Raw genomic sequence first — 23,517 nt, 5'->3', positions numbered from 1 at the left:
TGCTGCGCGCAAGTTTTGGCCCATGTCACCACCTTCGGCATCGCTGTCGGAGCTGATTCTGCCATCCCGGATAGAGACTGCCCTATCTGGCAAAGGAATAGCGAGATGGCTGCGGGCAACGAGATAATGATGGTAAGAAATTGATTAGTAATAGAATATTTCGCTATACGTATTTTGCATAGCCGCATTGCAATCGGCATTGGATTGTTCGCCAGCCCTACGATACCGATGAAATAACAATATCGTAACGGGAGGACGAATAATGAAACATTTTGCGAGCACGCTCGCGGTTGCCACACTGACGGCAACTCTGAGCACGGCAGCAATGGCGGAAGTGACCATCAAGGTCGCCTATGATGCCGATCCGGTTTCGCTGGATCCGCATGAGCAGTTGTCGGGTGGCACGCTGCAGCTTTCGCATATGGTTTTTGACCCGCTGGTGCGCTGGACCAAAGACCTGCAGTTCGCACCGCGGCTGGCCGAAAGCTGGGAGCAGATTGACGACACCACAATGCGCTTCAAACTGCGCGATGGTGTAACCTTCCATAGCGGCAACGCGCTGACGTCGGCTGATGTCGACTGGACTTTTGACCGTCTGAAGGCCAGCCCTGATTTCAAAGGTATCTTTGCACCTTTCACCGACGTCGAAGTGGTGGATGAGCTGACGTTTGATCTGAAAACAGCCGAGCCCTATCCGCTGATCCTGCATACTGCGACGTATATTTTCCCGATGGACAGCCAGTTTTATTCCGGCACCACCGAGGACGGTAAAGACAAGGCTGAACTGGTTAAGCACGGCGACAGCTTCGCCTCGCGCAATCTCTCCGGTACTGGCCCCTTCACTGTTACCGAGCGTGAGCAGGGCGTGAAGGTTATCTTTGACCGCTTCGATGGTTATTGGGACACCGCTTCTGAGGGCAATGTCGACAAGATCATCCTCACGCCGATCAAGGAAGACCCGACGCGCGTGGCCGCGTTGCTGGCAGGCGATGTTGATTTTATCGCCCCCGTTCCGCCGACAGACCTGAAGCGGGTTGAGGAGCATGACGGTACCACGCTGATCACCGAGCCTGGCACACGTATCATCACGTTCCAACTGAACCAGAACCGCGTTGAAGCGTTCAAAGATGCACGCGTTCGCAAGGCGATCGACTATGCCGTGAACAACGCAGGCATCGTGGACCGCATCATGCGTGGTTTCGGTACCGTTGGTGCACAGGCCAGCCCGGCCGGCTACCTTGGTTATGATGAGAGCCTGACGCCGCGCTTTGACGTGGAGAAGGCAAAAGCTCTGATGGCAGAAGCTGGCTATGCGGATGGCTTCTCGGTCACCATGATGGCGCCGAACAACCGCTATGTGAACGATGACAAAATCGCGCAGGCTGTGGCTTCGATGCTGGCTAAAATCAACATTAAGGTTGATCTTCAGACCATGCCCAAGGCGCAATATTGGCCGACATTCGACGAGCGTGCGGCAGATATGATGATGATCGGCTGGCACGCGGATACCGAAGACTCAGCGAACTTCCACCAGTTCCTGACCCATTGCCCGGATGAAGCCACCGGCAACGGCCAGTACAACTCCGGCAACTACTGTAACCCGGAAGCGGATGCGCTGATGGCGGAAGCCAATGCAACGACCGACCAGACCAAACGCGGTGAGTTGCTGCGCAAGCTGGAAGGCATCCTTTATGAAGAAGCCGCCTTCATTCCGCTGCACTGGCAGAATCTGGCCTGGGGTGCGCGCGACGGTGTCCACGCTGAAAAAATCGTGAACGCTCTCAACTTCCCCTACTTCGGCGATCTGAAAGTCGACTGATAGGTTTCTGGCCGGGGCGGCAGAGCTGCCCCGGCTTTTTCGAAATATTTCCCAGATTTTCACCACTTCTTTATGGGCATGTCCCTGCCGCCTGCCGGGCGTCAATGGCGTTGTGCCCATCAACAAGTGACTGATACAAGGTAACTCAAACATGCTCGCCTACCTCGTGAAACGCGTGTTCCAGGCCATCGCGGTGATGTTTGCCATCTCGCTGATCGGCTTTGCCATTCAGGACAACCTCGGTGATCCCCTGCGGGAACTGGTCGGTCAGTCCGTCTCCGAAGAGGTCCGTCAGCAGCTGCGCGACGAACTGGGCCTGAACGACAGTTTCGTAACCCAATATGTCCGCTTTCTCGGCAACGCCCTTCAGGGCGATCTCGGCACCAGCTACTTCTTTAAGGAACCGGCGCTGGATGTGATCCTGAAAAAACTTCCGGCAACGCTTGAGCTGGTTATGGGCGCAACCCTGATCATTGTTGGCCTGTCCGTGCCTCTCGGCGTCTACACTGCGATCAAACCCAATACGATCCTCAGCCGCCTGATTATGGGCATCTCGATTGTCGGGATTTCCGTTCCGGTGTTCCTGACTGCGATCCTGATGATTTTTGTGTTTTCCGTCGAACTTGGCTGGTTCCCTTCTTATGGGCGCGGCGACGTTGTGCATGTATTTGGTTACTGGGACACAAATTTTGCCACCGCTGATGGCTGGGTGCATATCCTGCTGCCCTCCGTTGCGCTGGCCTCGATCATGCTGCCGCTGTTCGTGCGCCTGATCCGGGCTGAGATGATGGAAGTACTGCAAAGCGAATATGTGAAATACGCCCGCGCCAAAGGCATTCGCCCCTATCGCATTTACTTCATCCACGCGCTCAAGAACACGTTGCTGCCGGTGATCACTGTTGGCGGTGTGCAGATCGGGACCATGGTGGCCTACACCATCCTGACGGAGACCGTTTTCCAGTGGCCCGGCATGGGGTTCATGTTCCTGGAGGCGGTGAACCGCGTCGATACCCCGCTGATCGTGGCCTACCTCATCATCGTGGGGTTCATATTTGTGGTCACCAACACCATCGTCGACCTGATCTACGGGCTCGTCAATCCAACTGTTAATATCGCGAGGATGGGCGCATGAGCAGCCTTAGCACAAACCAAAGCACACCATCGCGGTTCAGCCGGCTTTGGAACTCCAACATGGGCTACAGCTTTCGGCGCAACCCGGTGGCGATGGTCTCCTTCGCGGTCTTCTTGGTCATTACCATTGCCTCGGTTCTGGCACCGGTATTGGCTCCGTTTGACCCCTATGATCCGGCGCAAATCGATATCATGAACAGCGAATATCCACCGGTTTGGATTGATGGGTCGGATTCCCAGTTTGTGTTCGGCACCGATGATCAGGGACGCGATCTGTGGTCCACCATCCTTTATGGGACGCGGTTGTCGCTATTGATTGGTCTCTGCGCTGTGGCATTGCAGGCTTTCCTCGGGATCTCCATCGGCTTGGTGGCCGGCTATGTCGGCGGGCGGATCGATAGCCTGCTGATGCGCTTTGCCGATATTCAGCTGTCGTTCTCAACATTGATGGTGGCCATCATCTTTCTTGCGGTGACGCAGGCGATGTTCGGCAGCGAGACCTTCAATCAATATGCAATCTATTTCCTCATCGCGGTGATTGGCGTCGCCGAATGGCCGCAATACGCCCGCACCGTGCGCGCCACTGTTCTGGCCGAGAAGAAGAAAGAATACATCGACAGCGCGCGTGTGCTGGGCTTTGGCCCCCTGCGGATCATGGTCCGCCATATCCTGCCCAACTCACTGTCACCGATCTTTGTGATCTCCACCGTGCAGGTCGCCAACGCCATCATCTCCGAGGCTTCGCTGAGCTTTCTTGGTCTGGGCATGCCGCCGAGCCAGCCGTCACTCGGCTCACTGATCTCCTCGGGCTTCGACTACATTTTCTCGGGCAGCTGGTGGATCACCGCCATCCCCGGCGTGGTTCTGGTGGTCCTCGTTCTAGTCATCAATCTCTTGGGTGACTGGATGCGCGACGTGCTGAACCCGAAACTTTACAAAGGATAAGAGCGATGTCGTTGCTTTCCGTTCGCGACCTGACGGTCAAATTTGCGATGCGTGATCACACCGTCACCGCATTGAACCAGATTTCCTTCGATCTTGGCAAAGGCGAGCGCCTGGGCATCGTCGGGGAATCCGGCGCTGGCAAATCCATCACCGGGTTTTCGCTGATGAACTTGCTCAGCCGACCGGGCTTCATCGACAGCGGCCAGATCCTGTTTGGCGACAAGGATATCGTCAAACTGTCAGACGCCGAAATGCGCAAGATCCGCGGCAATCGCATGGCGATGATTTTTCAGGATCCGATGGTGACCCTCAATCCGGTGCTGACCATCGGCCAGCAGATGGTTGAGACGCTGAAGGCCCACCGCTCGCTGAGCAAAGCCGAAGCGGAACAGATCGCGGTGCTGAAGCTGCGAGAGGTTTATATCCCCTCGCCAGAGGAACGGCTGAACCAATACCCGCATGAACTGTCCGGTGGCATGCGCCAGCGGATTATCATTGCGATGGCGTTGCTGCTTGATCCCGAGCTGATCATCGCGGATGAGCCGACTACCGCGCTGGATGTGACCATTCAGGCGGATATTATGGAATTGCTGCTGGAACTGTGCCAGTCCAACAAGGTCGGTCTGATCCTGATCACCCATGACCTTGGCGTCGTTAGCCAGATGACGGAGCGCACCTTGGTGATGTATGCCGGCCGGCTGATTGAGGCCGGTCCGACCCGTGAGATCATCAACGACCCCCAGCATCCCTATACGCAGGGGCTGATCAATGCGCTGCCGCAACAGACTCTGCCGGGTCAACGGCTGAAGCAGATCCCAGGAAATATGCCTGGTCTGACATCTATCCCGCCGGGCTGCCCGTTCAGTCCGCGTTGCGAATATGCGGTCGACCATTGCCGCAAGGTTTTGCCGGAAACAGTCAGCTACCGTCAGGTCGAGGTCGCCTGTCACGAAGTCTCCCGCCTGCAAAATGCCAGCCTTGAGGAGGCAAGCGTATGACTATCCAGACACAAGACAGCAAACCACTGCTTGAACTGAAGAACCTTGAAAAACGCTTTGAGCTGGACAAAGGGTTTCTGGAAACAATCAAGCTGCGCGGCGGCCGCATCACCCGGGAAAAACGCGCTGTTCATGCGGTGAACAATGTCTCCCTTAGTGCTGATCGGGGCGAGGCGCTGTGTATCGTCGGTGAATCGGGCTGCGGCAAATCCACCGTCGCTCGTCTGGTAGCCGGGCTGCTGACGCCGAGCGGCGGCGAGATCCACTATGATGGTGAACGGATTGACGATCGCTCGCGCGGGGAGATGATGCCTCTGCGCAAGAAGATGCAGATGATCTTTCAGAACCCTTATGCCTCCCTCAATCCGCGCATGACTATTCAGCAAGCGCTGGAAGAGCCGGTTCGCCACCACAATCCCTCATTGTCGGGCAGCGAAGTTCGCGACAAGGTCTCAGAAGTGATGCGGTCGGTTGGTGTGGATCCCAGCTGGTCCAGCCGCTATCCGCATGAGTTCTCCGGCGGCCAACGCCAGCGGATCGCCATTGCGCGTGCGCTGACGGTGGATCCTGAGTTCATCATCGCAGATGAACCTATCTCGGCGTTGGACGTCTCGATTCAGGCGCAGGTTCTGAACCTGATGCTGGAGGCGAAAGACCAGCGCGGTCTGACCTACTTCTTCATCACCCATGATCTGAGTGTTGTGGAGCATTTCGGCACCCGCGTTGCGGTGCTGTATCTCGGCACATTGTGTGAACTGGCCGATACGCGAACCTTGTTTGAAAACCCGAAACACCCATATACCAAAGCTCTGTTGTCGGCAGTCCCACAGTTGAAAGACCAAGGACAAAGCCACATCCGGCTGCAAGGTGAGATCCCGACGCCGATCAACTTGCCTCAAGGTTGCCCCTTCCAAACGCGCTGTGCATTTGCGAATGCTAGATGTCGCGAGTCGCGGCCACGGCCACTGCGCCAAGCAGACGGCAGCACTGTTGCCTGCCACGCAGTCGAAGAAGATAGGCTAGACAGCTAAACACCGGAACCCCCGGCCCACTGGATGACCCCAGAACGGACCTAGGCAAGTTGGATATTATCTGGCTCAGAGATTTCGAAGCGCTGACAACGCATAAGAATTTTTCGCGCGCAGCGGAAGACCGCAACGTCAGCCAACCTGCATTCTCCAGGCGCATTCGTGCCCTGGAGGATGAGGTTGGCGTAAAGCTGATCAACAGGCAAACTTTCCCGCTGTCTCTGACGCCTGCTGGGGATGTGTTCCTGTCGCAGGCAAAAATAATCCTGCGCACATACTCTGAGACACTCGAACGCTGCCAGACCATTGATGCTGCAGGTGAAAACGTCATTCGTTTTGCGTCGTCACAGTCGCTTTACATGACGCATTTCCGAGACCACATCGAACCTCTGATGGAGGCTGGCGGGCTGGACGTTGATCTCAACTCAACCAGCTGGGCGGCCGATCAATTTGTGACCGCGCTGCAGCAGAGGTATTGCGACGTTATCCTGACCTATTGGCACCCGGCGATGGATTTCCTGTCCCCGCTGGAGGTCAGCAAATGCGACTACCTGACGCTGTCAGAGGACGAATTCATCCCGGTTTCAAAAACCGATGCTGACGGCGACCCGCTGTTTGATCTGCGCCGGGATGCCAAGCGGCAGATACCTCTTCTGTCGTATGGGAGCGCGTCGGCGCTGAGGTCGGTATTGGACCACACGCTGCGCCAGCAGATTTCGCCGCCAAACCTGCTGGTGGTGAACCAGAATTCTCTCGCCAACTCGGTTAAGGCAATGATCCTTGAAGGTTTCGGGCTGGGGTGGCTCCCGCGCAAACTCTGCCAGGCCGAACTTACTGAGGGCCGCCTTGCGCTTGCCGGTGGGGAGGCGTTTGTGACCCCCCTATCGGTCCGCCTTTATCGTGAGACCGAGAATAGCAAACCCACGTTGAACAGCCTGTGGCGACGAATGGGCGATGGCGCGACGTCGATCAGCTGACGTCCACTCCGTTACGCCGTCGTTACCTCAGTTCGCTATGACGCCACCTATGTCTCATCAATTCGTTGATGAGCGTGAATGAGCGCACTCCAGCTGGTATTGAGCGCAGGCGGAATGCAGCCGAACTACCGTTTTGCGAGTGTTTATATTTTGACTTCACGCAAAAGGCGCATAAAAGATGGTCTGAGTGCGCTGACCAGGGGTGGCGGCGTGCCATTGTATAGCGGTGCCATGGTCCTTGGCGCCCTATAGCATCTGAAGGGGTAACCATGGATATCAGTCAACTCAAGACCTTTGTCACCGTGGCAAGGGAAGGAAGTATCACGCGCGCGTCAGAATTGCTGTTTCGCAGTCAACCTGCTGTCAGCGCCCATATCAAAACGATGGAAGACACGCTTGGCCTGACATTATTCCAGCGCACACCACGTGGAATGAGCGTCACCACCGACGGCCAGCGGCTCTTGGTGGAAGCGCGGCAACTGCTGGACAATCACCAGAAATTTTTGGAGGAAGCCTCTCGCCTACGTGGTCGTTTGGCCGGTCAGCTACGGGTCGGTGCCGGGCGCAATCTGGGATCAACTGAGGTAAGCCGCCTGCTGGCAGATCTGTCGAAGAACTTCCCTGACCTGGAGGTCGCTTTGCAACATGGCACCTCCTCCAGCGTGCTGGACGATATTCGCAATGGACGGCTGGATGCCGGCTTTTTCATTGATCCGGACGAAGCACATACCGATCTGGAAACGCTCGAAATTTCGCATTTTAGCGTCTATCTTGCCGCGGCCCCGGATCTGGTCCCGGAACGCACAGAACTTGACTGGGCTCGTCTCGAAGCTCTGCCTTGGATCTATCCGACGTATAGTTCATGCTGCGGTCGCATCGCGGAGCGCCTGTTTAAGGAAAACGGCATCCAACCCGCCCGCATCATCAATGTTGATGACGAAACGATCACACGAACCCTGATCGCAAGCGGTGCTGGCATAGGGCTGGTTCATGTCAGTTCTGCGGGGACCGAACCGGTGAGCGGCGATATTGCCCTGCTTCTTGAGGTGCGCAAATCCACACGTGTCCTGTTCGCGCATCTCGCATCGCGTGCAAAAGACCCAATCATCAGCGCCGTGCGCGATCTGCTGACCACAGAACAGATGGCGATCCCTGCTTAACATCACGCCGCAATCACACCCAGAGACTGCCAGCCCAGCGGTGCTATCCACCCCTGCCAGCGCCTCAAAACAGCTTTTGTTTGCCGATTTTTTATTTTTACAATAAACATATTGCTGATTTCACTTGTGTGGATAAAGCTCCGATAACTATTGAGGAATTGATTCCTGGTTTTCCAGCCAAAGTTATCCCTATAATCTCAATATGGAGCGCACAGATGAACCGCAAGCTGTACAGCCTATGTGGCGAGGACGGAATACGTCACTACTCACCACATGTATGGAAAATCATTATGGCCCTGAACCATAAAGAGCTAGATTACGACCTTATCCCGGTCTCTTTCGCAGATATCCCAAATGTTGAAGACGGAAGCTTTAGCAGCGTTCCAGTGCTGCGTGATGGCAATACGGTATTGGGGGAGAGTTTCGATATTGCCCGATATCTTGACGAAACCTATGCCGATGCCCCGGCCCTGTTTGATGGCAAGGGGGCGGTAGCTTTGACCCGTTTCGTAGAAAGCTACTGTAAAACCGTCCTCCACCCCAGTCTCGCAACCATTGCTGTCATGGATATGCACAATCTGATGTCCCCGGACGACCAGCTCTATTTCCGATCCGCCCGTGAACGTCGGTTTGGCATGCCACTTGAGACTATGGCAGAAGGTGGCGAGGACGAACGCGCGCGGCTACCGGAAAAACTCGCGCCGGTACGCGATCTTCTGGCGACCCAGGACTGGCTGTCAGGGGCGATGCCTGCCTATGCCGATTTTACCCTTTTCGGGACCCTTCAATGGTGTAACGTATGCGCGCCCAACACTTTGTTTGAAAAAGGTGATATCGTTTCAAACTGGTTTGAGCGCTGTCTTGACCTTTATGATGGCGTTGGTCGGAATCCGGCCCAGTCAGGCTGACACTGGCCTTCGTGTTCACGCCCTCTGACTATCTTGCGTGTCATGGCCGCAGGCCTCAAAAATATGTGACGCCACCCGCATGACACACGCAGCAGTCCAGCGCCTGTTTCGCCCTTCCAAGGAGGGTGAAACAGGCCATCTTTTTTGTGCAAACTGACGACCTCATAGCGTGAGCGGCATTTCGCCTGCTTATCGGGCGACACGCCGGATAACGTGATCCGCTGTACCGACAATTTCCGCTTTTCCATGACATTTGTGAGTTCATAACCCACTCCTCATTATACCTGAGGAACAGCATCAGGTTTTTCGAATTGTTCCGAGAAGCCTTTACCGTTTCGATGGGATCAAGAAATTAGATTCGTTTGAAACTATGATGTAGGGCTGGTGCAAACCTAGACAAGAACCCACCGCAATAATCATAAAAATTTGCCCTTGCCTCAATATCCAAATCAAATTTGGATAAACAGATGAGAAATTTACAATGGCCCTATATGAATTCAATTAGCGGAAGAGACGAGTGATGGATCTTCAAATCGAAAATAACGCCGACGCCGAGTATATTCCGCACCCCGAAACATTCGGCTGGGTAAAACAGGTTCATACGCTAGGTCCGGCTGGTACCAATTGCGAGCGTGCAGCCCTATCCTGGGCATTGCGCCGGTGTCAGGGCGCTTCGGTAAAGCTGCATCGGACGATGGAACAGGCCGCAGACAGTGTCGCCTGCCAGGATGGGGCAGTTTTGGTTGGCGTGGTGGCTTACCCGCACCTGCACTCAATCATCTACGAACATATCCAGAAGATGAAGCTGCTGGATGTGTTCATCATGAACACCGACAATATGGTTCTCGCCTCCCGCACCGGGGCGGAGCCCAAGATCTGCGCCACCCATCCTGCACCTGAAAAGCTGCTCCCGATCACGGTTGAGCGACGCTTTGTCTCCAGCAATGTCATCGCCGCGCGGGACTGCGCGGAGGGCCACGCTGACGGCTGTATCACCACGCTCTGCGCGGCCGAGCAATTCGGGCTGCCGATCCTGCGCAAATTCGGTCCCGTTCCTATGGGATTTACCATCCATGGTCCGCTGGAAAAACGCGCCTGCCAGGACTGCACCCAGCACGCCTGATCCTGCCCCGACAATCTACACCAACAGGAGGGACATCATGTCCAACACAGCCTTCGAAACCCCCGTCGAAATCCGTTACCGCGATACGGATTCCATGGGGCATGTCAGCAGCCCGGTTTACTACGACTACATGCAATCGGCCTACCTGGAATACATGCATGACCTTCTGGAGCTGCCAAAGTCCGAGAAGCTGCCGCATATCATGGTCAAAACCTCCTGCGATTACATCTCTCAGGCGCTCTATGGCGACAACCTCGTCGTTTGCAGCCGGGTGATTAGCTTTGGCGGCAAGAGCTTCGAGATGGAGCATGTTATGCATATCGACGACGCAGATCGGCGCGTCGTGGCCAATGCCAAATCTGTCCATGTGATGTTCGACTACGACAAACAGGCCACCTACCCGGTGCCGGATGCCTTCAAGGAAAGCGTTGCGACTTTTCAGGAAACCGCCTGATCCCTGTTTGCGAGGACGAAGACATGCAATTGAACTGGACAGCCGAGCAGCAGCAGACCCGTACCGCCTTTGCAGCGATCGGGAAAATGGCCGACCCGGATGAGCTGCACCTGGGGCGTCGTGCCTTTGATCAGCGCACTTGGGATCGCCTGACCGCAGCTGGTTTGTGGCGGATGATCGTGCCGCGCGATTTTGGCGGCGATGGCCGGGACTGGTGGGGGTTTACTGCCGCGTTAGAAGGCCTTGCGGCCACTTTGCGCACCCCCGGAATGCTGCTGTCGGTGATCGCGCAGGCTGGCATGGTGCGCGCATTGGATCTCTATGGCAGCGACAGTCAGAAGCGCGAATATCTGGGCCGGATCCTCAATGGAGAGCTGAGTGCGACTGCAATTGCGGATCCTGACACCGGCACCGATGTGCGGGCAACATCGTCACTGTTAACCCCCGGCCCCAATGAGACCTTTCGTCTGAACGGCGCAAAATACAACATTGCTCATGCCCCAGTCGCCAGCTTCATTCTTGTTGTCTGTAAGCTGAGTGACCACGGCCGCGAAGGCATTTCGCTGGTGTTGCTGGATGCCGATAGCCCCGGACTGACGATCGGCGCGCAAGATCGCAAACTGGGCAATCTGGACCTGCCGACCGGTCAAATGCGATTTGATGATGTGCCGCTCCACTACGGTCACCTTCTGGGCGAACCCGGAGCCGGCCTTCGTAACCTGGTGAACATCGTCTCCATGGGGCGTTTGTACTATGGTCTGGCGGCAGCTTGGCTGATTGAACCTATGCTGTCTGAAGCGTTTGATTTTTCAAAGAAACGGACAACGTTTGATGTCCCGATCATCGAGCATCAGTATATTCAGAAAAAGCTGACCGATATTCGCATCGGCACCGAAAGCGCGAAGTGGGTATCCTACGGCGCACTGCATCAACTGCTCAGTGGTGCGCCGGAAGCCGCAATGACCTGCTCGATTTCCAAACTTGTCGGTGCGGAAACCATCGTTGAAGGCGCGATGGAGCTGATGAAGCTCTACGGCAGCAAAGGCTACCACGAGGGGCAGATTACCACCTTTCTGCGGGACGCTCTGGCGTTCTGTAGCGTGGGCGGCACTGAGGAAATGCACCGGCGCAACATTTTTGGCCAGATGACCCGGTTGCACGCCAAGTCCAAGAAAGCCGCCAATCCCGCGACACCAAAAACGCTGGAACCCGCCTAGAGCGAGCCAACCCGAATAAATAATGACTGGAGAGAGACGATGACCTCATCCCCTTGTGCCAAAGCTGCCGGAGCGGTCGCGGCCACAGCTGCGGCGCTCACGCTGATGGCACTCCCTGCCCTTGCGGTAGATAAACCCTCCGACGCGACACGTGCTGTGAGCAGCATTGACTGGGCCGCCGCCACATCTGCAATTGACGCGGCAAGTGCAGACGACCGGACCCTCACGGCTGCGTTTCTTGCCACCGAGCCTGATGGATTTGATGATATGGCAATGGCTGTCATGATCCTCGGGGCCAATACCGCTGCCGGTCTTCCAGCGTTTCGTGGGCAGGGTAATGCCTACGCTGCTTACTACCAGCTGGAGGGAGTGCAGGTCAGTGTCATGGGGAGCCGAACGCACCTTGTGGACGTGCCCGGCCTGTCCTTCAAACACGAAGCGCGGTCCTACGAGTCCACGGGCGACGGGGCTGATCACATGCTCAGCCGCTTTGGTGGGACATACACCCTGCGGATCACCTGTGATGCTCCGACTGAGGATGTGCGCTGTATCAAACCGGACTATCTTGCGGAACTGGCCGGATCCCTCACCGTGGTGAAGGGAGCGGATCAATGACACCACGCGCAACAAGCCTCTATTGCGGTGCTCTCGCCCTCTCGGCTCTGATCTCTGTCACGCCCGCAATTGCAGATGATCGATTCAAGGCACCCGGCGACCTGATCAAAGATACTGGTATTGGCCTCTCAATCGGGGCGGTTCTATATCCCGATATGCGCTTCCCGCTGGAAAGTGGGCCAGCCTATGCGAACTCTCACGTTTATGGGCCCGGCGGGTTCAAGGGAAATGGCGGAAGCCAATGTGACAGCGTCAACTACAGCTATCCGTGGCGCGACAATTTCTGCGAGCTGCGCCGTTCAGATCTGCCGGTCTGTGCATCGGGCGGCCATCAGGGACAGGATATTCGCCCCGCCACCTGCCAGACTGATACGCATTGGGCGGTTGCGGTTGAGGACGGTGTGATTGCGCATGTAGGCCGCTTCGCCCTGACCTTGCAGACGCCCTCCGGCACGCTCTACCGCTATGTTCATATGAATATGGACGACCTCGCCGTTGCCCCGCTGGACAAGGTGTCCAAAGGGGATCGCCTTGGCAAAGTGTCAAATTCCTGGATCTCGGAACTGCCGATCCATTTGCATTTCGACGTCAAGGAAACGGTTCAGATCGGCGACGAAATGCGTTCAGTCTTCGTGCCCCCTTACAGCAGTCTGGTGACCTCCTATCGCCAGCTGACAGACTGATCTGCCTGGCGGGAGAGGGGACCCCTGACCTCTTCCGCCTTTTTTCCGACGGGGGCGCATCCTGACCGCATCAAGGAACTGCATAATGTCCGACACACTTTGGGTTTTTGCTTATGGATCATTGATCTGGGATCCCGGATTTGAACCAGCGGAGCAGCTGCCCGCCCAACTCCGCGGCTATCAGCGCCGGTTCTGTCTGAACTCTCTGCGCTATCGTGGCACCATTGCGCAACCTGGTCTGGTGCTTGCATTGGACGCCGCAGAAGACGCGGTCTGTAACGGCGTTGCACTGGCGGTGACATCCGGTCAGGAACCAGAGGTCCTGAAAGACCTGCGCGCGCGCGAGCTGTTCAATCCCGCGTACCGTGAAATCACGACGCCGCTTGCCCTCGCGGATGGCCGCATGGTTGAGGCACTGACCTATGTCGTCAACCGGGATCATGAGCAATATGACAACCACAGCCTGCCACGACAGGCGGAGATCATCGCCCATGCAGCCGGTGAACGCGGCCCCAACTGCGATTATCTGTGGAATACCGCCGATCATCTGCGCGATCTCGGGATTGCGGATGACAAACTCGACTGGCTTTCAGCAGAAGTGCGCACGCTGCAGGCAGCACAGGGTGAAGCCAATCACCGCTAAGCTGCCACGCCCGAAGGACTAAGACGCAGCTGCCCCTCCGATAGAAAGCGGATTTCATGACCCAGGGCCGCTGCCACCTTCGGGTCATGCGTAAACACGATCAGGGCCAACTGCTCCTCTACCATAAGACGCCTGAAGAGATTGAGAATGGTATCGCGGGTATCGCTGTCCAGGGATGCCGTCGGTTCATCCGCAATCATGCAGAGCGGTCGCGATAGCAACGCGCGCGCGATGATCAGACGCTGCGCCTCGCCCCCAGACAGATCCGCTGCGCGTTGTGATAAAAAGGCGCCGGAATGCGGCAGGCCAACTCTCTCCATCAGCCCCGCAATATCGATATCGCGACCCGCGCGACCTAAGCGACGAAACAGTCGCTGGGCATCGTGCAAAACCTCGCCCACACTCATATGTCGCGCCATTGCCCGATGCGGATGCTGCGCGACCAACGCCAGTTCATGTGGGTGGCATTTCCGAGGATGGGCCTCATCTCGGGGCCGCCACAATACACGGCCCGTCTGCAACCGCTCGTATCCGCAGAGCAAGCGGGCCAGCGTAGACTTGCCGCCACCGCTCGGGCCAAAGACCGCCAGACACCGGCCCGGCCGGGCTACTGCTGAGATGTCACGCAACACCTGCGTTCCGGCCTGTTGATGAGATAGATTCTGGATCACCAGCCCCGGCGGGCTCGTCGGCAGCGGTTCGGGCCTCGGAACCAGCGGGGCGATGCCCCGTTGCGCCATCGTGCGCGGACGGCGGATCCCAGCATGCCCGCTTGGTCGCATCAACATCTCGACTGCAGGGCCGCGCTCCACCAGCTTTTTATCATGCAGGATCACCATGCGATCTGCCATCTTGCCTGCCAGATCAAGATCATGGGTAATCAGCAATTGGCTGCGCTGCGCCCGCCCCTCGCTAAGTGCAGCAACTGCCAGTGTGCGATTGCCGTGATCCAGTGCAGCGGTCGGTTCGTCAAGGATCAGGACCTGCGGATCACGTGCCAAAGCCAACGCGGTCAGAACCCGCTGGATTTCGCCACCGCTGAGGGTGGCAGGATATCTGTGCAGGATACGCTCTGGAATGTTGAACCGCTTGCACATTGACAAAGCCAGGGAAGTCCGTCGGCGGCTGTGCGGCAGCAGCTCCACCACATGCTGAAGAACGGTCTGATGCGGGTTTAACGCGTCCGACAGGGCCTGCACGATCAGACTTAAATCCGTTCGCCGTAGTTTGCGCTGATCTGCACGCGGCGCGCGCAGCATATCAACCCCCAGAACCTCAGCCCGCCCCGACCAGCTGAATCCATCCCCGTTTTGATCAGCCATATCCACGTAACGGCCTGGCAGCACACCGAGTAGCAGCCGCGCCAGCGAGGTTTTACCGCTGCCGGACGCCCCGAGCAGTGCCAATGTCTGCCCTTTGGGCACCTCAAACGAGACATCCCGGAAGATCGCGCGGGGTCCATGCCAGAGACAGAGATCATCGACCCGGATCAAACTGCAGGTCCTAAAACCGCGCCAGAGCGCAAGCGCCGGTCACCCAATGTCAGTGTCGTATGTAACAACAGCGACAAAAGCGCCGCCGGCGGCAGCAAAAGCCAGATCCACGCATCGGTATAAAGCTGGTCCATCGCCGATTGCATCATGCTCCCCCAGGTTAATAACCGAGGGTCAGTCAGGCCCAGAAACGCCAGGCCTGCGGACTTCAGCGCGGCCTGTCTGATGTTTTGAACCATTAGAGCACCCAGAAGCGGGCGCAGCGCTGCAAAAAGATGCCAGCGCCAGCAATAGACCCACCCTGCCCCCATCACGCGGGCATATTGAACATTTTCGCGCAGAGCCTCTCGCCGCAAAACCGCCGCGGCTACCCGCACGTCGTCGCTCCAACCTGTTAGTACCAAGAGAAAAAACAAGGCCATGAAGCCGGGACTGACCAAGGCCGCAATAAGCAGGAGAAGCAGCATGGTCGGCACCACCTGCAATATATCCACGCACCGCAACACAAGCGCGGATAAGAACGGGCCGCCAAACACCACAAGGCTTGCAGCGCCCACGGCAAGGCTGACCGTTACCAGTGCCGTTGCTATGGCCAGCGCCAGCGTGGTCGGCGTGGCTAGTATCAGCCCCGTCAGCACGTCCTGCCCGATCTCATTTGTGCCCAGCCAATGCCCCTGTCCCGGCGGTGCCAGCACCTCTTTGCTGCTATGATATTCGAGCAGCCCACCCGCCCCTGCAAGCCAGATGCCAAGGCATAGCAAGATGACTGCCGCGAGAAGCAGCCGCCGTCGCGATGTCACCTGCATCTAACCACGCCTCGCAAGATGCGCCGACAGGCCATCGATCAGCCAGTTCATGAGCAGGACAACCCCCGCCATAAATACGACTGCCCCCTGCAACAGGTCATAGTCCCGATCCAGGATGGCGCTGTAGATCAGATACCCAGTGCCCGGATAGGAAAAAACGATTTCCACAAAGAACACAGCGCTGACCAACCCGGTCAAGGTATCGCTGAGCCGTGACAGGCAAGCGGGTACCAGGCTGCGTCCGATATAGGCCCATCGAAGGCGCCAGGGAGAGATCCCGCGCGCCCGCGCATTCACGATGAAATCACGTTGGGCTAAATTGAGCGTTTCAGCCCGCGCTAGGAAGTAGAACCGCGCCAACTCATGCAGCGCCAACGCGAGCATCGGAAGGATCGCGTGACGCAGAACGCCCATTGCCCGCCCCAAGTGCTCCGTCGAGGGGAAAAGTGGCTCTGCCCCACCGGTCGGCAGTACGGGCCATAGAATGCCAAACAGAAGGAGCAGCAGTACCGCCCCGGTAAAGGGCGGCAGGCTTGCCAGGATTGTCACAACAGGTGTGACCCAACGATCCACCGTTCCGCCCGGCAGCTGCCCGGCCTCGATCCCCGCCAGAGCGCCACCAATGAGGAAGACCGGCATCGCACCCAGGATCAACAGTCCGGTCCAAGGCAACGCAGTCAGTAACAGCTGCAGAACTGGGGCCGCGTGGGGGATTGAATAGCCCAGATCACCAGAGAGCAGCTTGCCCCAGTAGTCCCAGACCTGAGAGGCGATCCCTCCGCCCAGCCCCATCGTCTCCTGTAATTGCTGCACCTCGCCGACGCCAAGACCCCGCGCGAAATCCGTCGACAGCATGACCTCCAGCGTGTCGCCCGGCATCATCCGCGAAAGCACGGCGCAGAGCGCAATGACAAAGCAGAAGATCAATAGCCGCAGAACAAACCCGCTGAGGAGGCGCGTGAACCTTTCAACGGCTCGCGATCCTGCTCCTGTGATCTCCGTCGGCACCGGGTGGTCCAGCAGCGAGGGGGAGGCGTTGTCCACTGGATCACTCCAGGAATATGGATTTGTGAAGCGCTGACGGGATCCCAATGGCCACGCCGCCCGACATGAATGGGGCTGACAATTTGTCATTGAAGACGGTTGCCATCAGCGGATTGACCAGCATGTAGGACGGAAGGTTTTCTGCATAGAGTTTTTGGAACTGGGCCAGTATCTCTTGGCGTTCAGCCTGGTTTTGAGCAACGGCCTGCGCTTTGATCAGGCCTGTCATTTTGGGGTCCGCTGGGAAACGGTCGCTGTTCCAGCCACGCCCGAAGACCCGGCGACTGATATTGCCCGGATCGCCCAGCGTGCTGGAGGAGAACAACGTCAGATCATAATCGCCATCAGCCACCAGACTGCGCAGGGAAGCACTCTCCATAACCCGCAGATCCACAGCAAATCCAAACGCTTCCAACTGTTCTGCGATCACTTTTGCGGGCTTTACCTCACGCCCATCCGTGAGGAGCCGCAGGCGGATCTCCCCTCCCTGCGCTTGCCAGCGGCCGGTGCTGTTCTGGGTCCACCCTGTAGCCAACAGCAGGTCGCGCGCCCGAGCAGGATCATAGGTGTAACCCTCTGTTGCATCCTCACTTTTCCATTTGGAGCCGGGCTGAAAATAGCCTGTCTCAGCAAGCTCAGCGACCCCGGGAAACGCAGTCGCCAGCAGCGCAGAACGGTCAACAGCGTAGGCAATGGCTTGGCGCACTTCCTTCGTCTGAAACTGTCCACGATGATTGAATCCCAACCGCAATACATGGTCGCTTGGTGAGGTTTCGACAGCGAAACCAGCGCCCAACGCCTCAGGAAGGCGATCTGGTGGCAGGTATGAAATCACATCCACCTCACCGGTGCTCATCGCCTGAAGGGCGGCATCGGGCCCCATCTTAACAATCCAGATCTGCGCGAACCGCGGCCGCCCGAGTGGATGGTCTTCTGTTGCCTCCAACCGATACCGCCCCTGAGCCTTGTCGTAGGCGGCCAATCGATAGGGACCGCTGCCAATTGCGGCGTCAGATGTGGCAAATCGAAAAGGATCTTCCACACCCTCATAAATATGCCGGGGAAGGATAGGAATTGCGGAAAACAGACCCTCGACCAGGCCGAATTGCGCGCGTTTGATATGGATGCGCAGATCATGGGCGCCCGCGACCTCAACCCCGGCAAGCGATTTGACCGATCCGAAAACATAAGGATGCTCAGCCATATAGCGCAGAGTAAAGGCGACATCGTCTGCGGTGACCGGGGTTCCGTCATGCCATTTCGCATCCGGTTGTAGTTCCAAATCGTAACTCAAGCCATCCTCAGATCGCGTCCAAGTTCGGGCCAGTCCCGGCGCCGGATTGCCATCGGCGTCCTGGCTGACAAGCGTATCAAAGATGTAACTGGTATAAAGGTAGGCGATCCCGTTTTTGCGATGGACATAAGGCGCGAGCATGCCGCGGTCGCCCTTGCTGTCAGTGATCACCAACTGCCTCTGACGATCCGGTTCTGCAGCCATAAGCGTATCAGCACCCAAACCCGAATACTGCGCAGCGCCAAGCGCCAGTCCGACAGCCGCAGCATGGGCAAGGAAACGAGGGTGAACAAACCGGTGAACGAGTGACATGAGCCTACTTTCTTCGTGACTGGAGCACTGTGATTGGCCGGGCTACCAACCGATGGTGGCATCCGGGCGGGCATCTTCCTGTGGGACGACGGGTTTCAGGTCCACAACCGGGGTGCCGTCAATGCAATCCAGCCCGCTGATCGTCAGAACCCCATCGAAGTGGTCCAGCAACTGAACCGCACTCAGACCAATGGGGTTGGGACGGTTTGGCGCCCGGCTGGCGAAAACCCCGCGTGCAACCTGGCTCCCCCGTGCCTGCCGTATCCGTGCGCTGCGGTCGGATTTATGCAGCCAGTAAAGGACCCATAGATGCGAGGCCAATTCGATATTCTGTAGCGCACTGTGATATTCAGGGGCCAATTCAATCCGGCTGGTGGCTGGATTGCGGCGTCCGGACATCGGGCAGTCTCTGACCTCCTCAAACCCGGTGCGGATTACACCGATTGGCGTGATTTCAAATACTTCGGAAGGCACTGTCAGAAGGTGCGTCGCATCGGTCATGGTGTCTCGCAAACGGTATGTGGGAAGGAATAGGCTGGCTCACCTGTCAAAACAGGTGCGGGCGGGCCACCGTCGAACGGTTGCCCCCTGATATTGCGCAGGCCAGCCATCGTAAAATCGGAAATCTGGAGCGTACACCTCAGTATTTCTGTGGTCTGGGGGCCGTGACGTTGAAACCCTGAGGACAGCCGAGGGTTTGGATATTATGAGGCCCCATCTCTGATAAATCGATTGGCATCAAACCCCTAACGGGCGGCATATCGGGACCTGACCCAAGATCAGAGGACCTTCAGGCGCATGACCGATCAAAGTAATTCAGCCCCGCCAACATCCGCACAGAAAATGACCGGCGCAGGCCGGTCCCTGTCACAAATGCTGCGAAACGGGCGCGCCCTCTGGACATTGGTTCTGATCCTGACCTGCGCCGGGTTGGCGGCTCTTGCGACCTCAATGTACCTGTCCCCCGATCTTGTGATTGTTGCCGCGCTTTCGATTGGGGCAATTGGTCTTTGGGCCACCGGTCTTGTGCCCGAATATTGGACTGCCTTGGCCTTTTTTCTGGTCGCGGTGATATTCGGCGTCGCAGCGCCTGAAACCATCTTCTCTGGCTTCCACTCATCGACGTTTTGGCTTTTGTTCAGTGGCTTGGTCCTCGGCGCTGCGATCAAGCACACCACCCTCGACAAACGGGCCGCCGGTGTTCTCGCGTTGCTGCCGCTACGCAGCTACGGTGGCCTGCTGACCGGCATCGTCGTCTTTTCGGTGGCTTTGGCCTTTGTGATGCCATCGTCCATCGGGCGGATCATGATCCTGCTTCCGGTGATCTCTGCACTGGCGGAGCGTGTCGGTTTCGGCGCTGCCTCAAACGGTCGGACAGGGATGCTGGCAGTTGCTACCTTTGGCACCTTTGCCCCGGCTTTCACTATTTTGCCCGCGAATGCCCCGAATATGATCCTCGTTGGGATGTCGGAAACCATCTACGGGATCAATATCTCCTATTTTGACTATCTTCTTCTGCATTTTCCAGTGCTTGGCGTTGTGAAATCCGCAGTCCTAGTCGGGTTGGCGATGGTGATGTTTCCAGACCGCATCCCACCGCATAGTGTCAAGGTCGCGCCCGCTGCCGCGCCGTTTAGCCGTCAGGAACGAGCTCTAAGCCTCGTGTTGGCGTCGTGCCTGTTGCTGTGGCTAACCGACCAGATCCATATGGTGTCCCCCGCGTGGGTGGGCATGGCGGCCGCACTGATTTGCCTGCTGCCGGGAGCAGATCTCACGCGCAAAGGCTGCATCAACACTGATCTCAGCTACGGAGCTTTGTTGTTTGTCGCTGGCATCATGGGGCTCGGCGCCGTCATATCCTCCGCCGGACTTGGCGAATCTGTAGTCGGGGCCATCACCGGGACCGTCGCCTTCGCTGGGGATTGGCCGGTGTGGAACACATCAATCCTGATTGGCCTGTCAACGCTGGTGGCGATGATCACAAATCTACCCGGTGTGCCAGCTGTGATGACCCCACTTGCGGGCGAGTTATCAGACGCAACTGGTCTGCCGCTCGAAACAGTCCTGATGACGCAGGTCGTGGCCTTTTCCAATGTCTTCCTCCCGTTCCAGGCGCCTCCACTGATCGCAGCCATTCAGGCCGGAAACCTGCCGGCGGGGGCAGTAATCCGGCTATGTCTCAGCCTCTTCCTGATAAGCCTTCTGCTGTTGGCGCCGCTGGATCTGCTGTGGTGGCATCTCCTTGGAATGTTCTGATCGGGCTGATCCCGCCACGGTGAAGGCGCCCCAGAAGAAATACTGAGGGGCGTCTTCGGGACTTTCGATTTGTGCGAACGGCCAAAGCGTTTCTACCTGTAGCTGCACTTTTCACGGACGAGGTACTCCGATGTTCACCCTGACCCCATGGCGCCGCCAGCTGCTCTCGCACACCTGTCTCACCGGTCTGGCCACCGCGCTCTTTTTCACCACAAGCGGATCAGCTCAGGCCGAACTGGCAGCTGATTGGCAGGAAACCGCAATGCGATTTGTTGTTGAGGAAAAATGGCCCGGCGCACAACGTCAGCGCACGCTTGCATTGCTGCATGCCGCGATGTTTGACGCTGCAAATGCGATTGAGGGAAGCTATAGTGCCTATGCATATGATGGCCCTCAGCAACCGGATGCCGATCGGCGCGCTGCGGTAACGCAGGCGGCATTGGTTGTCATGCAGACCCTTATGCCAGAGCGCGAGGCAGACCTAGCTGCCGCTGCCGAGACAATCCTGAGCGAAATCACAGATGATGAGGCCCGGGAGGCAGGTGTCCAGCTTGGCGCCCTTGCCGCAGAGGCAGTGCTCGAAAAACGGGCGGCGGATGGCGCTGATTTTGCAAGCGATTTCACCCCTGGTCAGGCGGATAACGGCGTCTACCAGCCCACCTCTGAGCGGCCGATGGTTGCCCCTAAAATCCGCAACATGCAGCCCTTCGCTCTGACCTCTGCCAAGCAGTTTGACGTCCCGCCACCACCCGAGCTCAATAGTTTTCAGTTTCAGCGTGATCTTGCGGAGGTTGCCAAACTCGGCGGCGCAGCATCGCAGAGCAATCCTGAACTGATCGCCATCGCAAAACTTCATGCCGGGTCAGGCTCCGGAGCCTGGAACCAGATCGCACGCGACAGCAGCCGTGCCTGCGTGCTCCCACTGGTTGAGGAAGCCCGGACACTGGCACTGTTGAATATCGCTCTGACCGACGCATTGGTTGCCGGGTTCAACGCCAAATACACCTATCAGTTCTGGCGGCCAGAAACTGCGATCGCCGCCCTCGGCGACGGGTACGACCACCCGACACTGGACGCGATGGACGGCTGGACCCCCTTGGTGGCTGCCCCCATGCATCCGGAATATCCCTGCCAGCACTGCACCAGCGGCAGCGCCGCTCAGCAGGTCATGGAAACTGTCTTTGGTACGGATGAGTTTTCCTTTAGCTTTGAGGGGAAAGACGGCTATAGCCGCAGCTATCAGACCTTCGCGCAATTCGCTGAAGAGGAGGCAGAATCGCGCGTCATCGGCGGCGTACACTACCGTCGGTCAAACACGGTCGGCGACATGCTTGGCTATCAGATCGGCAGCCACATCAGCGCTGAATTTCTGACCCCGACAAACGCCGGTTCGGGCAAAGGCAGCGCGGCAGCGACGGAGTGCGCAGGCGTTCTAACTACCAAACTGTCGCAATAACACCGCCTGGGCAAAGTGGTCCCCCGCAGCAGGTTCACTTGTTGCGGGGCGTGCTGCGAATATGCCCACCACCAGCCAAGGAGCCAGACCATGGCGCAGCCTGTCTCTGCCCGCATTGTTCTCGGTCTGAGCATCGGCCTGATCCTGACCAGCGGATCTGTGGCAGCACACGAACCATGGCTGCTAACGCCCCAAGAGGTTCAAACCCTGTCACTGCAGAGCGTGCCCGAGTTGTTTCGCAGCCCGGGCCTATTGCTTGTCTTCGCCCTCTTCGCAACGCTCACCGTTTTCGCAGCCGTGCTCGCGGGGCAACTCTTGCGCCCAACGGAGGACCGTATTTTCAGGCGTTTGAGTGATCGCAGTCTCGATTGGGGCCCGTTGTGCCTGCGTCTTGGTCTGGGGACGACCGTAGGCATGAATGCTCTGGGCGGTCTGCCCCGGCATGGCACTGAAACATGGAGCGCGCCAACGCTATTTGTCCCCGATATGCAGCTGACACTTATCCCAGGCTGGGACTGGCTGGCGTTGCCGGCGCTGATCACATCTGTGTTGCTGGTATTGGGTCTTGGCACACGGCTGGCCGCGCTTGGCATCCTCGGCCTTGTTGGGTTGGGCAGTTGCCTCTTCTCCATCGATTTCATCGCCTACTACGGCTTCCATTTTGCCGCGCCGGCGTTCCTGCTGTTGCATGTTGGCAGTGGCGCGCTCAGCCTTGATCGCCTGTTGCCGCCAAGCCTCCCACCGCTTTTACCCAGTGCGCCCGTTTTGGTCTGGAGTCTTGTTCAATTGGCTATGGGCGCGACCTTTGCGGCCATTGCCGTATTGGTAAAATTCCTGCAGCCCACCCTGCTGATCGCAATTCTGGAGCATGGCGATATGTGGTTCTTCGGCCTGCCGCTGCCGGTTGTTGCACTGATCATGATGGCGATTGAACTGATGGCCGGGGTTCTTCTGGCTCTTGGACAATTGATCCGGCCGATCTCGCTGCTCCTGCTCTGCGCGTTCAGCTTCTTCGCAATCAGCCTGCAGGAAACGCCTTTGTTGCACGGCAATCTATACGGGGTTTTTCTATTCTTCCTGCTGCACGGCGGCGCCCCGGTTGACCTGTTTCAGCGGCCGCAAACCACCCTCGTCGAGGCCCAAGGGATCTAGCTG

22 protein-coding genes are annotated in these 23,517 nt (G+C 57.6%); 17 read left to right on the top strand and 5 right to left on the bottom strand.

Translation table 11 applies throughout. The features are described 5' to 3' along the window. Window positions 1–262 precede the first annotated feature (262 nt). The 14 genes from OO25_RS20320 to OO25_RS20255 all read left to right on the top strand — a co-directional run bounded on the left by OO25_RS20320 (window position 263) and on the right by OO25_RS20255 (window position 13,701). Window positions 263–1,819: an ABC transporter substrate-binding protein gene (locus OO25_RS20320; RefSeq protein WP_040182464.1), complete on the top strand. Its 1,557-nt coding sequence runs from the start codon at window positions 263–265 to the stop codon at window positions 1,817–1,819. Window positions 1,820–1,970: 151 nt separating this feature from the next. After that, complete coding sequence (locus tag OO25_RS20315) at window positions 1,971–2,951, top strand: ABC transporter permease (protein ID WP_014881734.1); 981 nt, start codon at window positions 1,971–1,973, stop codon at window positions 2,949–2,951. Continuing rightward, window positions 2,948–3,895: an ABC transporter permease gene (locus tag OO25_RS20310; RefSeq protein ID WP_040169841.1), complete on the top strand. Its 948-nt coding sequence runs from the start codon at window positions 2,948–2,950 to the stop codon at window positions 3,893–3,895. Before OO25_RS20315 ends, OO25_RS20310 begins: the two co-directional genes overlap by 4 nt. Window positions 3,896–3,900: 5 nt before the next feature. Next, window positions 3,901–4,893, top strand: coding sequence for an ABC transporter ATP-binding protein (locus OO25_RS20305; RefSeq protein ID WP_040169839.1), 993 nt, complete (start codon window positions 3,901–3,903; stop codon window positions 4,891–4,893). After that, window positions 4,890–5,924 carry an ABC transporter ATP-binding protein gene (locus OO25_RS20300; RefSeq protein WP_040182463.1) on the top strand — a complete coding sequence of 345 codons (1,035 nt, stop codon included), beginning with the start codon at window positions 4,890–4,892 and terminating at the stop codon, window positions 5,922–5,924. Before OO25_RS20305 ends, OO25_RS20300 begins: the two co-directional genes overlap by 4 nt. A gap of 50 nt (window positions 5,925–5,974) precedes the next feature. Continuing rightward, window positions 5,975–6,898: a LysR family transcriptional regulator gene (locus OO25_RS20295; protein ID WP_040182461.1), complete on the top strand. Its 924-nt coding sequence runs from the start codon at window positions 5,975–5,977 to the stop codon at window positions 6,896–6,898. A 269-nt stretch (window positions 6,899–7,167) separates the two neighbouring features. Continuing rightward, window positions 7,168–8,058 (top strand): LysR family transcriptional regulator, encoded by an 891-nt coding sequence (locus tag OO25_RS20290; protein WP_040182459.1) that lies wholly within the window; start codon window positions 7,168–7,170, stop codon window positions 8,056–8,058. Between the two features lie 215 nt (window positions 8,059–8,273). Further along, window positions 8,274–8,966 carry a glutathione S-transferase family protein gene (locus OO25_RS20285; RefSeq protein ID WP_040182457.1) on the top strand — a complete coding sequence of 231 codons (693 nt, stop codon included), beginning with the start codon at window positions 8,274–8,276 and terminating at the stop codon, window positions 8,964–8,966. A 520-nt stretch (window positions 8,967–9,486) separates the two neighbouring features. After that, window positions 9,487–10,089, top strand: coding sequence for a prephenate dehydratase (locus OO25_RS20280; RefSeq protein ID WP_040182455.1), 603 nt, complete (start codon window positions 9,487–9,489; stop codon window positions 10,087–10,089). A gap of 37 nt (window positions 10,090–10,126) precedes the next feature. Continuing rightward, window positions 10,127–10,543, top strand: a complete 417-nt coding sequence (locus OO25_RS20275) for a thioesterase family protein (protein WP_040182454.1) — start codon at window positions 10,127–10,129, stop codon at window positions 10,541–10,543. Between the two features lie 23 nt (window positions 10,544–10,566). Continuing rightward, the gene (locus OO25_RS20270; RefSeq protein ID WP_040182453.1) at window positions 10,567–11,760 is read left to right on the top strand and encodes an acyl-CoA dehydrogenase family protein; all 1,194 of its coding nucleotides are present in this window, start codon (window positions 10,567–10,569) and stop codon (window positions 11,758–11,760) included. 39 nt (window positions 11,761–11,799) lie between these two features. After that, complete coding sequence (locus OO25_RS20265) at window positions 11,800–12,375, top strand: hypothetical protein (RefSeq protein WP_040182452.1); 576 nt, start codon at window positions 11,800–11,802, stop codon at window positions 12,373–12,375. Then, on the top strand, window positions 12,372–13,058 hold the full coding sequence (locus OO25_RS20260) for a M23 family metallopeptidase (protein WP_040182451.1): 687 nt from the start codon (window positions 12,372–12,374) through the stop codon (window positions 13,056–13,058). The genes OO25_RS20265 and OO25_RS20260 overlap by 4 nt, the downstream gene beginning before the upstream one ends. An 85-nt stretch (window positions 13,059–13,143) precedes the next feature. Next, on the top strand, window positions 13,144–13,701 hold the full coding sequence (locus OO25_RS20255) for a gamma-glutamylcyclotransferase (protein WP_040182450.1): 558 nt from the start codon (window positions 13,144–13,146) through the stop codon (window positions 13,699–13,701). On the opposite strand, the gene OO25_RS20250 is transcribed toward OO25_RS20255, so the two are convergent. From OO25_RS20250 to tsaA, 5 genes are all read right to left on the bottom strand, one after another. Then, window positions 13,698–15,194 (bottom strand): ABC transporter ATP-binding protein, encoded by a 1,497-nt coding sequence (locus tag OO25_RS20250; protein WP_040182448.1) that lies wholly within the window; start codon window positions 15,192–15,194, stop codon window positions 13,698–13,700. The two genes, OO25_RS20255 and OO25_RS20250, sit on opposite strands and share 4 nt — an antisense overlap. Beyond that, window positions 15,191–15,832, bottom strand: a complete 642-nt coding sequence (locus tag OO25_RS20245; protein WP_242407087.1) for an ABC transporter permease — start codon at window positions 15,830–15,832, stop codon at window positions 15,191–15,193. Before OO25_RS20245 ends, OO25_RS20250 begins: the two co-directional genes overlap by 4 nt. Window positions 15,833–16,000: 168 nt before the next feature. Continuing rightward, a complete protein-coding gene (locus tag OO25_RS20240) occupies window positions 16,001–17,044 on the bottom strand; it encodes an ABC transporter permease (protein WP_175304849.1) in 1,044 nt (347 codons plus the stop codon). A 4-nt stretch (window positions 17,045–17,048) separates the two neighbouring features. Next, the gene (locus tag OO25_RS20235; RefSeq protein WP_040182445.1) at window positions 17,049–18,650 is read right to left on the bottom strand and encodes an ABC transporter substrate-binding protein; all 1,602 of its coding nucleotides are present in this window, start codon (window positions 18,648–18,650) and stop codon (window positions 17,049–17,051) included. 42 nt (window positions 18,651–18,692) lie between these two features. After that, window positions 18,693–19,151, bottom strand: a complete 459-nt coding sequence (gene tsaA, locus OO25_RS20230) for a tRNA (N6-threonylcarbamoyladenosine(37)-N6)-methyltransferase TrmO (protein ID WP_052465735.1) — start codon at window positions 19,149–19,151, stop codon at window positions 18,693–18,695. 297 nt (window positions 19,152–19,448) lie between these two features. Between tsaA and OO25_RS20225 the strand changes: the two genes are divergently transcribed. From OO25_RS20225 to OO25_RS20215, 3 genes are all read left to right on the top strand, one after another. Continuing rightward, on the top strand, window positions 19,449–20,906 hold the full coding sequence (locus OO25_RS20225; protein ID WP_040182436.1) for an SLC13 family permease: 1,458 nt from the start codon (window positions 19,449–19,451) through the stop codon (window positions 20,904–20,906). A gap of 130 nt (window positions 20,907–21,036) precedes the next feature. After that, window positions 21,037–22,362: a vanadium-dependent haloperoxidase gene (locus OO25_RS20220; protein ID WP_040182434.1), complete on the top strand. Its 1,326-nt coding sequence runs from the start codon at window positions 21,037–21,039 to the stop codon at window positions 22,360–22,362. Window positions 22,363–22,452: 90 nt separating this feature from the next. Then, window positions 22,453–23,514 (top strand): hypothetical protein, encoded by a 1,062-nt coding sequence (locus OO25_RS20215; RefSeq protein ID WP_040182433.1) that lies wholly within the window; start codon window positions 22,453–22,455, stop codon window positions 23,512–23,514. Window positions 23,515–23,517: the final 3 nt, after the last annotated feature.

Origin of the sequence: Phaeobacter sp. S60, from assembly GCF_000826845.1 — a bacterium.
In the GTDB taxonomy this organism is placed as follows: Bacteria; Pseudomonadota; Alphaproteobacteria; order Rhodobacterales; family Rhodobacteraceae; genus Phaeobacter; species Phaeobacter piscinae.
This window is presented reverse-complemented; position numbering and strand designations above follow the sequence as displayed.